Source organism: Vibrio sp. Hep-1b-8, assembly GCF_006124995.1.
Classification (GTDB): Bacteria; Pseudomonadota; Gammaproteobacteria; order Enterobacterales; family Vibrionaceae; genus Vibrio.
Genome location: NZ_QEWN01000139.1, coordinates 15,075 through 26,882, shown reverse-complemented (window position 1 = coordinate 26,882; position 11,808 = coordinate 15,075). Strand labels below are relative to the sequence as shown.

Annotated in this window: 8 protein-coding genes; 5 read left to right on the top strand and 3 right to left on the bottom strand. The window is 45.5% G+C overall.

What is annotated here, in order from left to right; all coding sequences use genetic code 11:
• Positions 1 to 320 precede the first annotated feature (320 nt).
• The 4 genes from DA100_RS19490 to DA100_RS19475 all read left to right on the top strand — a co-directional run bounded on the left by DA100_RS19490 (position 321) and on the right by DA100_RS19475 (position 6,237).
• Positions 321 to 1,781, top strand: coding sequence for a DUF3360 family protein (locus DA100_RS19490; RefSeq protein ID WP_138973647.1), 1,461 nt, complete (start codon positions 321 to 323; stop codon positions 1,779 to 1,781).
• 385 nt (positions 1,782 to 2,166) lie between these two features.
• On the top strand, positions 2,167 to 3,399 hold the full coding sequence (locus DA100_RS19485; RefSeq protein ID WP_138973646.1) for an OFA family MFS transporter: 1,233 nt from the start codon (positions 2,167 to 2,169) through the stop codon (positions 3,397 to 3,399).
• Between the two features lie 252 nt (positions 3,400 to 3,651).
• The gene (locus DA100_RS19480; RefSeq protein ID WP_138973663.1) at positions 3,652 to 6,009 is read left to right on the top strand and encodes a fatty acid cis/trans isomerase; all 2,358 of its coding nucleotides are present in this window, start codon (positions 3,652 to 3,654) and stop codon (positions 6,007 to 6,009) included.
• 39 nt (positions 6,010 to 6,048) lie between these two features.
• Positions 6,049 to 6,237, top strand: a complete 189-nt coding sequence (locus tag DA100_RS19475; RefSeq protein WP_006879632.1) for a hypothetical protein — start codon at positions 6,049 to 6,051, stop codon at positions 6,235 to 6,237.
• Between the two features lie 36 nt (positions 6,238 to 6,273).
• Here the strand turns inward: DA100_RS19475 and DA100_RS19470 are convergent, their stop codons facing one another.
• Genes DA100_RS19470 through DA100_RS19460 form a run of 3 tightly spaced genes read right to left on the bottom strand, consistent with a single transcriptional unit; the run spans position 6,274 to position 11,174 of the window.
• Entirely contained in the window at positions 6,274 to 7,533 is a 1,260-nt protein-coding gene (locus tag DA100_RS19470) for a sigma-54 dependent transcriptional regulator (RefSeq protein ID WP_138973645.1), read from the bottom strand.
• Positions 7,520 to 9,880: an ATP-binding protein gene (locus tag DA100_RS19465; RefSeq protein ID WP_138973644.1), complete on the bottom strand. Its 2,361-nt coding sequence runs from the start codon at positions 9,878 to 9,880 to the stop codon at positions 7,520 to 7,522. Before DA100_RS19465 ends, DA100_RS19470 begins: the two co-directional genes overlap by 14 nt.
• On the bottom strand, positions 9,867 to 11,174 hold the full coding sequence (locus DA100_RS19460; protein WP_138973643.1) for an ABC transporter substrate-binding protein: 1,308 nt from the start codon (positions 11,172 to 11,174) through the stop codon (positions 9,867 to 9,869). Before DA100_RS19460 ends, DA100_RS19465 begins: the two co-directional genes overlap by 14 nt.
• A 327-nt stretch (positions 11,175 to 11,501) precedes the next feature.
• Here DA100_RS19460 and DA100_RS19455 point away from each other — a divergent pair, with 327 nt between their 5' ends.
• Positions 11,502 to 11,660 (top strand): pyruvate kinase, encoded by a 159-nt coding sequence (locus DA100_RS19455; protein WP_138973642.1) that lies wholly within the window; start codon positions 11,502 to 11,504, stop codon positions 11,658 to 11,660.
• Positions 11,661 to 11,808: the final 148 nt, after the last annotated feature.

Below are 11,808 nucleotides of genomic sequence, written 5' to 3'. Positions count from 1 at the left end.
AGTGCGGCCTGCGTTGCATTTTTACTAACATCCAATTTCCCAGCTTATGACTTCGCCCGCTTAATTAACTCAAATCAATATTTGCCCCATAACCCTTTCTTAGTATGGCTGCCATGTTTGATTGAATTTTTGACAAGCTAGCTTACTCGCTAACTTGTCTTCATTAGCGAAGTAACCCCATGTTTCCCTCTTTATCAAACATAAAGGTGCTTGGTAGCGTCTGGGATGTCGTCTCGTATTGATCGAAGGTCAGTATACCAAGTGAAAGCGGAACTCTAATTGACATGGTTCAACTTCGAAACATAACAAAGGAAGACTGAATGTCTAACACAAATAAAACCTTTTACAGGGATATGCGTCGCAAGGCGCAGGAATTTGAAAGCCGAGAAGAATTTCTAAACCATGATTTGACTATCATGAGCTTTCGTCGCTGGGGTATCCATTTACCTTCTCGCGACTACAGCATCGAGATAGAAGACTGGGTACCTGCACTCGCAGCGACGATAGGTAAAGTGGTAATGGTTACAGCTATGGTTGCCGCTTTTGCCGCTCAGTTTGGATTGTCACCTGAGTTCGTCGCGGAAAACGTACGCTATGAACTGCTCATCGCTGGCGCTCTGTTTGTTATCCTTTTTTCCGCCATTCTTAACCCCAATGCTAACTTAGCCGGTACTCATGGCCCAATGATACCGCTCATTCCGCTTATTGCTGCGGCTGGAGGACACCCTCTCGCACTCGGTCTCATGGTATGTGCATTTGGTTTGATTCTTGCCTTTACCAAAGGCGGTTCAAAGCTGATGACGCTAACCGGTGTCGGTGTCCGAGGTGGGCTATTGATCTATCTTGGTGCCGTCGGCTTGCTCGGTCAGATCAATAAAACGGAAGCATGGGCCGCAAGTACTGACCAAGGCTATATTTCATTTGCTGTGATTGGTGTAACGGTGATGGTCTACGCCTACCTCGCTAAAATCAACAAACGTTGGCTGGCCATTCCACTCTGTTCTGCTTTAGCGGGCATCGTCGCTTATGTTATGGGTGCTGAGTTTGCTTTTACTACCGAACCAGGATTACCACATTTCAGCCCATTCTACTGGTGGGGTGAGAATACGGGTTGGCAATTGGGTTGGCCGAACTTAGAGCATTTTATTGCCGTCACACCATTTGCACTTTTAGCGGTTGCAATGTGGTCACCAGACTACCTTGGCCACCGTGTATTCCAAGAGCTTAACTACCCGAAAGAAGCAAAAGGCGTGCTGATGGACGTCGATGACACTATGGTCGGTGCATCTATCCGTCAAGGTGTCGGTGCTCTATTGGGTGGTGGTAACCTTGCCTCTTCTTGGGGTACATATATGATCCCAGCCGCCATTGCAAAGCGTCCAATTCCTGGAGGGGCGCTACTTACCGGCTTAATGTGTATTGCCGCATCCATCATTGGTTATCCGATGGATCTAGCGATGTGGGAACCCGTGTTGCGCGTTGCTCTGATCGTTGGTGTGTTTCTACCACTTCTCGAAGCGGGTATGCAGATGATCCACAAACATAAAGATTCATTAAGTGCTGGTATTTGTATCTTCGCTTGTGCCTTTGTTAACCCAGTGTTTGGTTGGGCAACCACAATGCTGCTGGATAACATGGGGCTGATTGGTGACCATGAACGTGCCAAGACTCTATCGGCAAAAGACAAGTACTTGATCCCTGGCGCCGCCTTCATCGTCTGTGTCGGCTCTCTTGCTTTCGTTGGTCAGTTACCAGGGATTCCTGCGCTGATCGGCCACTAATCATCGTCATAAGGCATAGATGGGCGCCCGTCTATGCCTTTTTCTGCAATCTCAATCAGTTCCTCGTCACGCGACTGCTTCTTGTTCCTCAATTTGAGCGCTTATCGTACCGTGTTGCACAACGATTAAGCACTAACGCCTCAAACCCATAACTCAACAAACCATCCAAGCCACGCCTCATCGATTTAACTCAGTATCCACACACGTCAGAAACAAAAATTCAACACTTTTGAAAAATATTCAAATTAAGTTGAAAAAGAGATTCCAATCACACTTCATTCGGTTATAATTCGCGCCCATTATGCCTTGTGTTGATAAACGCAAACTTAATTTGAACAAATCGTCTGTTAACCGATCCTCATTGTGAGGACAACTGAGAAGAAAAATGAGCAAGATTGATAAAGCTATGCGCATCCTGCTAGCGGGATTCTGTATCAACCTTTGTCTTGGCATCCTGTATGCTTGGAGTGTATTCAACAAAGCACTAGTCACTGAATCTGGTTGGACCGCGGCTGAAGCATCAGCACCATACGCGACAGCAACCATCACTTTCTCTATCTGTCTTCTTGTTGCTGGCATCTTGCAAGACCGTATGGGTCCACGTCTTATTCTAATCCTTGGTACTGTGCTAACAGGCCTAGGTATGATCGCGTCTGGCTTTGTCGACTCACCACTGATGCTAAACATCACTTTCGGTGTTATCACTGGCGCTGGTATCGGCTTTGGTTATGCTTGTCTGTCTCCTTCTGCGATGAAGTGGTTCCACGCGTCGAAGAAAGGTATGGTTAACGGCATCATTGCAGCAGGTTTTGGTCTAGCGGCAATTTACCTTGCTCCAGTAACCTCTGCACTCATTAACAGCATGGGCATCCAAACCAGCTTTATGGTTTTGGGCGTTGGTATTCTTGCTATCGCAGTACCTCTTGCAGCAACAATCAACAACCCACCTGCGGGCTACACACCAACAGAACCAAAAGTAAAACAAGGTCAAGCACCTAAAGCCGTTAAGAAATCTGATGACCTAACTTGGAAAGCAATGCTGAAAACACCACAGTTTTACTCACTGTGGATCATGTATGCATTTGCTGCGTCAGTAGGCCTAATGATCATCGGTAACATTACAACGATTGCTAGTGTTCAGGCTAACCTACCAAATGCGGTATACCTTGCCTCTATCCTAGCGATATTTAACTCTGGCGGTCGTGTTGCTGCTGGTATGCTGGCTGACAAAATTGGTGGCGTACGTACTCTGCTGCTTGCTTTCGTACTACAAGGCATCAATATGGTTCTGTTCGCAACGTTCAAAACAGAATTTACACTGATCATTGGTACGGCAATCGCGGCAATTGGTTACGGTACGCTGCTAGCTGTATTCCCTACGCTTACCGCTGAGTTCTACGGTCTGAAAAACTACGGCACTAACTATGGCGTACTTTACACAGCATGGGGTATTGGTGGTGCAATCGGTGCAGCAGTCGTTGGTTTCTCTATGACTAACGGCACAGGCTACACGCTAGCTTACACTATCTCAGCAGCAATGATGGCCGTTTGTATTGTGCTTTCATTCATCACTAAGCCACTCTCAGAAGCGAAGATCGCTGAGCTAAAACACGCTTAATAGATTGAATTGCTGATAGAAAGGCTTAACCTTAGGGTTAAGCCTTTTTTGTATGTATTGATCATGTCTGAGATTGTTGAACTCGCACCCGACTATTATCTACGTAACCGTTATTTAACGCAAAGTCTCCTCTGTTGCCTGCTAACATCGATATTGTTTCAATTAATTGACGATGTTGAACCATGTTTTATTTGCTAAGTTGATGGGCTTCTGCTGCAATTAAGCCAATATTGAATGAGCACAATTATCCAGATGAATTTACGTACATTTTTCATGTTTGCTGTTGTTTTAAGCTTCGCGGGCTGTGCGACATACGCCGGACTTAATTATGACGACCTATTTGGACAGGCGAGTGTTCAAGAGCGTCGTAGCGATTTAAACAGTGTAGAAAGTGATTTCTTCTTATCTGAAGTCAAACCGATCATTGATAACCGCTGCGTGGTTTGTCATGCCTGTTATGACGCACCCTGCCAACTGAAACTCTCTTCAGTTGATGGTATCGACAGGGGCTCAAGTAAAGAACTAATTTATCAAGGTACTCGCCTTACCGCCGCAACGCCTCATCGTCTTTTCGAAGATGCGCAAACGACACAGCAGTGGCGAGAGTTTGGTTTTCATCCAGTGCTTAATGAGCGTGTGCAAAACCCGACCGCAAACCTAGAAGCGGGCTTAATTGCGCGCATGCTCGCTCAAAAAGAGGCACATCCCCTGCCAGATCAAAAACAACTGGAGGGTTTCGACTTTGCAATCGACCGCAGTCAGGTCTGCCCTACCATTGAAGAATACGATCAGTACCTAACAGACTATCCGACTTGGGGCATGCCTTATGGTATGCCAAACCTCAGTTCACATGAGTACGCGACGTTAACCAGTTGGCTGCAAAATGGCGCGATCATGAACAAATCGATACCACTGACTGACCAGCAAGCTCAATTAGTGAATGAATACGAGACATTGCTCAACAAGAGCCCACGTAAGGTGCAGCTGACTGCTCGTTACATCTATGAGCACCTGTTTTTGTCGCATCTCTATTTTTCTGACCTCAATGAAGAAACACCACGTTTCTTCACCTTGGTTCGCTCATCGACACCACCGGGCCAGCCCGTCCAACGAATTGCTACGCGTCGTCCTTACGATGATCCTGGCGTTCAACGAGTGTATTACCGCCTAATTCCTGAGCAAGGCACCATCGTTGATAAAACCCACATGCCATTCGCCTTGAACGAACAACGGATGAGAGATTGGAAAGAGTGGTTCATCGACGCCAACTACAAAGTTACTCAACTACCAAGTTACGATGTAGAAGTTGCTGCAAACCCTATGAGCGCATTTATCGATCTGCCAGTGAAAGCACGTTTTAAATTTATGCTCGATAATTCCCAAAACACCATCAATGCCTTTATTAAAGGGCCAGTGTGTCGTGGACAACTCGCGCTCAACGTTATCAATGACAGATTTTGGGTGTTCTTCCTTGACCCAGACAAAGCCGATCTGCCGGAAGTGAATGAATTTTACCGCTCTCAAGCAGACAACTTAAAACTGCCCGGAGAGTTAGAAAGTAATGCTTTGCCCGTGACCAACTGGGTCTCCTATTCACGTCAGCAAGCGCGTTACCTTGAGGCTAAATCTGAGTTTATCAACCAATGGTTTGAAGGCGGTAAATACCTAACTACCGACATTATCTGGACGGGAAACGGCACTAACCCTAATGCAGCACTCACAGTATTCCGCCATTTTGATAGCGCATCCGTGGTTCAAGGTATGGTTGGTGAACCACCAAAAACAGCGTGGATACTGGATTATTCCCTGCTCGAACGTATTCACTATCTGTTGGTCGCTGGGTTTGACGTATATGGCAACTTTGGCCACCAATTGATGACACGTATGTTTATGGATTTCTTGCGCCTTGAAGGGGAAAGTAACTTTATCGCACTCTTACCAAAAGCGATGCGTCACCAAGAACACTCAAGCTGGTACCAAGACCAAAGCACCCAACTTAGTGACTTCTTACAGCGTAATGTTAAACCGTTCGATCAACCAACTCAGGTTCCATACCACACGGATGATCCCAAAGCCGAGCTTTATGACATTCTTCGCACTCAGCTCTCCCCTGTGCTCAGTAATCGTTACGATATAGAGCAAACCGGTTTTAGCGCTAAGAATGAAGCACTACTGAAAAGCATCAGTGACATCAAAGGAGCAGGGTTACTCGTTATACCGCAAATTGTAATGATGATGATTGAATCCAATCACGGAGAAGAACAACTCTTCACTCTGCTCCATAACAATGCGCATACGAATATTTCCAGTCTGTTTGATGAAGAGAGCAATCGTGATCCAGCAAATGATGACTTAACTTTGGTGCGTGGAGTGATCGGTAGCTATCCCGCTGCGTATCTATCCTTTAAAGAAGAACAAATCCCCCAACTGGTGCAAATGTTGAAAAATATCCGCACCGAAGAGGACTATGTTAAGTTGTTGGATACGTTCGCAATTCGACGCAGCTCAACCCAGTTTTGGCCTTTTAGCGACCGGGTTCATGCTTGGTATAAGGAAAATCAGCCTATCGAATTTGGTCTTCTTGACTACAATAGATTTGAGAATAGGTAGAACCGTTCAACTGCGCAGACAACGCATACGGAGGTAACTATGGGTATTAACGATAGCATCAGAGCCTTGGAGCAACAGATTTATGTCGCCTGTTCCGAAGGAGACTACGACACCGTCAAAATGCTTGAGCATCAATTGGACAGCCTGAGAAACAAGGCAGAACATCCGTTTGATGACGATCCATACGCTCCAGAAGGGAAGCTTTTTCCTGAAGATGACTGGTACTAAACGAGATAAACGCCTCACAAATCGTGAGGCGTTTTTTTAGCGACTCTTAAACGCGTCCTTATCGATATTGTGTTTTTTCATTCTCAGGTAAAGCTTTTTGCGCGGGACTTGCAGATACGCTGCTGACTCACTGATTCGACCCGAGTGCAGAAACAACGCATCTTCGATAACTCGTTTTTCAAAATCATCAACCAATTCGTCCAAAGGCAATTGGGCTTCGGCAGAAGTATTGTGACTATCCTTGCCAGCCAGTTTAATTATTCCAACCGAGTAGAGCTCAGCCACATTTCGCAGCTCTCTAACGTTTCCCGGCCATTCATGTGCTAGCAGTAGATCCATATATTTTGCTTCTACTTCGGGTAAGTGTTTTGCCAATTTCCGGCAACTGGACTTAAGGTAATGGTGGAACAACACTTCGATGTCATCCGGGCGCTTTCTTAGTGGTGGGACTTCAATCTCCACTTGATTGAGAACGTAATAAAGCTCTGCCACTAGTTTATTCGCCACGACAAGTTGTTGAGGGTTTTGCTCAAATATCGCGATGACACGTCCGTGCTGACCCTTTCTCTCTTTATCAATCATATGTTGTGCAAACACGCGTTGACACTGCTCTGAAAATCGTTCAGGACTATCAATGATTAAGGTTCCAGAAACAAACGAATAGAGCTTGGCACTCAATTCCTCACAGGCCATAGCATCGTTTGCCGATAACAATTCGAGTTCACCACCCGATTGCGACATATCATGTATCAGGTTCGCGACTAAGTGTCTGCCGACACCCATCTCGCCATAGACCACCACATGATTACGTAACCTAGAAAACTGAGAGACACTGTAGCGGATATGATTCAACTGCGCAGACTTGCCCAACAAAGATCGTTTTATGGTCGATTCCATCTCCCTCTTTTGGTCGATATAGACTTTTCGTTGCTCGAGATGCTGGCGTACCGTTTCGACGAGTTTGGCAGGGTCGATCGGCTTTTCAACAAACTCACACGCCCCTTCTTTAACCGCTTCGACAGCCATTGGGATATCACCATGTCCAGTGACAACAATAACGGGTAGCCACTTATCAAACTGCTTAATCTGGCTTAACAACTCGAGTCCATGCATCTGTGGCATATACATATCGAGTAACACAACGCCCAACCAATCAGGTGATAAATAACCCATCGCTTGAGTAGGGTCTGCGACGGTTTTTGCTGCAATGCCTGCAATGCTCATCAAGTGCTGGTAAGCGTCGAGTACATCCTGATCATCATCGACCAACAGTAAAGAATAGTTAAACTCTTGCATGTGATAACTCCAAAACAACCAAGGCCCCTTTGTCTAAACGGGATGCCAAATAGATCCGCCCTGAATATTTCTCAACCAAAGATCGACTAATACTGAGCCCCAAGCCTAAGCCCACCTCTTTGGTGGTGGTAAACGGTGTGAATAGCTTGTCTATAATGAAAGGCTTAAAGCCACAACCACTATCGGATATCGCTATCACATGGTGAGATGTATTCGAGAATAGCTTTTCAATTCGAATTTCTTGGCCATGCCGATTTGACTCAGCAATGGCGTCACAACCATTGACCAGTATGTTGACCATGACCTGCTCAAGGGCTAATGCATTGCCATAGACATACAGTGGTTCGGTGATCAAATTGCATATGTTCGTTGCTTGCCGCTTGGCTTTAGGGCCAACAATTGAGATGGCTTGCATGACGATATCAGTAAGCAGTAAATTGTTCGTGACTTGATCAGTGTCCGACTTTTTGGCAAAGGTTCGCAGGCTTTTTATAATTTCACTCATTCTTGCTGACAACTGAGCCACTTGCTCAATGGAACGACTAGTCGAGGTTAAATTACCGGAATCAGTAGAAAGTTTGGCGCTATAGAGGTAGGTCGATATTGCATTCAGTGGCTGGTTTAGCTCGTGAGCTAAACATGTCATCGTCTGACCGACAACCGCCATTTTCGCCGCTTGGATCAACTCATCTTGGGCTTGTTTTAAAGTGAGTTCCGCCTTTTCTCGCTCAACAATCTCTTCAGACAAAAGGCGGTTTTTCTCGACCAAATCTGCCGTTCTGTCATTGACCATCTTCTGAAGTTCTATCGCCGTTAACTCTTGTTGTGTCACATCGGTGATTGTCACAATGACTTTATGTAATTGACCATGAGAGAAAAGGTGAAAATCGAAATGAAGATAACACTCTCTCTCGCCATCTAATGGCAAGGTAAGCGCATCATTTCCAGTGGTAAAAAGTGCCTGACCCGTGACAAATACTTTTGCTAATTGCTTGCGGTTTTGATTACGAAACGACTGCCACAGTAGCTTGTGCTCGACTGTCCCTTGGATCGCCAGTAGTTTTTGGGCGCTAAAATTTGCAGATTCAACATACCCTGCGAGATCACACGTCAATAGACTGGCAGATGTATTATTGATCAAACCAACCGCATTCGTTCTTTGTAACTCTTCGACACTTGCCCCGTAGTCAATCAGCTTTTGACTTAGTTGGCCGATTTCATCGGCACCGTCAACCACAATCCGATGACTAAAATCGCCTTTGATGATCGCATCAATACTTGAGCTCAGTGCGTTCAAACGGGCGACCACACGGCGATTTATAAAGTAGTAGGTGACAAACAAAGACAAAAGGATAGAGATGCCAAAGCACACCAATAACACAATGTTTCCATCGGAGACCAAGTTAGCCGTTCGCGCTTTCACATCAATAAAGCTGGCGTCGGCATATTTAATAATCTGACCAATCTGCTGATGAATCGCACCGAGCAACTTTTCGATCTCGCTTTTAATTTCGATGATACGTGCGTTTAGTATCACCCCTTCCGACAGCAACAACGAAAACACATCATCACTTACATATAGCACCTGCAACTCTTGCAACAATTGCTGATAGGAAATGCTGGAAGGCAGAGTTAACAAGGGTTCACTCGTGGCGATTAACTCCGCGATGTTGAATTGAATAACGGTTGAGGCATTTTTAATCTGTTCCAAGTTTTGCGCCTGCAACGACTCTGTGGTTAGCACGAAGATATTCGATTCAAGATCCAACACACTTTGTATCACCCGTAGTTGTTCGAGAGTGGCTTTATGCTTTTCTGAACTACCTCCTCGAGTCAACTGCCAGTAAAACTCTTGCCGAAATGACACCAACTCAGCATGGATATCTTGATGTAACCAGTTGATTTGCTCCGCTAGCTTGGCGACTTTACGCCTTTGCTGAACTCGATCGAACACAAAATGAGTGTATTGTTCTAATGTCTGCTCTAACTGCGCATATAAACTCAACAGTTCGTCACTGTCATTGTTCTCAAGTTTGAGTGGTTGAAAATTGGATAACTTCAGCTGAATAGAGTTAAGTAACTTATCGAGTTCATTTCTCTGGCGGTTTAATTCAATCTTGTTGGTTGATGTAGAAAGCAATTGAACTCGGGAACGAATTTCACTACTGCGACTCTCCAACAAGTAACTCGTGTTGTACGTAGGAACACTGGTGTCGAGTAGACGACTCACCTGCTGGTCGAGCCGATACCAAGTTACCCATGCTAATACACAGACGAAGGTAAGCAGCAAAGTCGTAAAGGTAAACGCCACCACCAATCTAGAACCGATCGTTTTACATATTTTCATTGGCGATCTCTACTTGCAACTCGTGAAACATCTCTTCAACTCGCTGCAGCCCCTCCTCATATAAAGTGGCGAAACGATAGCTAAACTCCACCAGCAAGGCTTGTTCTTCGCCATCTTCTAAGGTAGAGGCATCACGTTGCGAACTGATGAGGTTGGCTAACTCATTCACTTCTTGCTCCGTGACTGGAATGGTAAAAAGCTGGTTTAGTAGCTGATGAGCAACCTCAAGCCTTGCGGCATCATTACTATGGATTTGCACATATTGAGATAGACCTAACCAGATATCTTGTAATTCTGGTAAGCGTTTGGTGATTGCTTCATCAAAAAGAATATTGAGCAACTTCTCGCGCTTCATCACCTTCTTGAAGTCGAGCGGAGGGTTAGTGCCAAGATAGAGAGCAGGGTCGTAGATGGATCGTTTGGTTAAACTCGATTGAAGGATTCGCTGCTGTACATCATCTGACAATGCCAGTTCAACAAATCGAATCGCTTCAGCGGTCTTCGTCGCGTTTTTGGCAATCCCGAGATAAGTAGGCATCAACGTAAAGTCAGGGTCATAGGTGAATCCTACATAGGCGAACTGCCTCTGTTGCGATATAGCATTGCTGTCTATGGTCGGTCCAATACCAAACTGCCCTTTCGAGACATAGTCACTTACGCCAAAACTGCGTGATGAAATAGTCCCTAAATTGGCGCCTATGTTTAGTATTGTCGCCCAGCCTTGCTGCCAACCATGGCGGGCAAGTATGCTCTCCAGCATCAACTGTGTGGTGGCTGAGCGACTCGGTGTACTCATGGTGATATGCCCAAAATAAGCAAAGGACGAGAGTTCTGAAAATCGAGTGGGGATTGGCAATTTATTCGCCGCTAGATACTCTCGGTTCCATACAATTCCCGCTCCAGAGTAACCAATACTGAGCACTTTGTTTTTAATCGGAAATAAAAATGGCTCTAGCCACTGTGGAGGGTTTTGCTCCAGCGCTAGCGATGCAAGTTGATCCCTTTTATCGAGCGCCTCGAACAGGAATGGTGATGAGCTCAAAACAACATCAACACCTTGTATATAGCTCCTGTTAAGCAACTGCATTGCAGACTGGCTACGGCGATGAATAAGCTCAATATCCGCGTCTGGATTCTGTTGTTTGTATTTCGCAATTAACTCGTTCACCGGCTCACTTGAGAAGGTCGTTAAAATCGAAAACTGTTCCTTACCCGCGAGCACGATCGAACTAAATCCGATCAGACCGATGACCAATGTCGCCATTTCTATTGAACAAAACCGCCAGCCCTTCATGTTATCCCTCTCGATTTATGCGCTGAATGTCTAATTTCCTTCACAAAGCGATCATTTTCGCCGTCACTCTGTGAGTCACCGATGACGCATTTCCGCGTCTGACCTAGGAACATTCAATCACTAATGAAACGAATTTCACTGGCTAGAGTGACATTTTTATCCCAGCCAAATGTATTAGTTGAGTCACTTTTAGCTCAAATTCGCCATTTTGCGTTTTGTTCACTTATCTCCCATCATCCTCAAAACAGACGATCACTTGCTCATTTTGCATACCAAGTACGCTATCGTCGCGAAACGCTCCTCGGGCGATTTTAAGAGGGAAGGAAGATGAAAAAGACTAAAATCATCGCAACGCTCGGACCCGAGATGCCGGATCAAAACCAGATTGAAGAGATGTTGTGTGCCGGTGTTGATGTCGTCAGGCTTGACTACCCTCAACTTCTCAAATGTCCTGCTGCCAAAGTCATGTATCGAGTTGGGCGCTGAGCGATAACGTCAAATTACTCGAAAAGGTAGGCACTACGAATATAAGCCGCTTAGTGCAAATTGCGCCAACTTAATTTACCACTTGATGGCGTTTGTGCACCGCCGTCCTTTACCCATGTTGCTCGTCACTTTTTGTGGGACTGGCCTG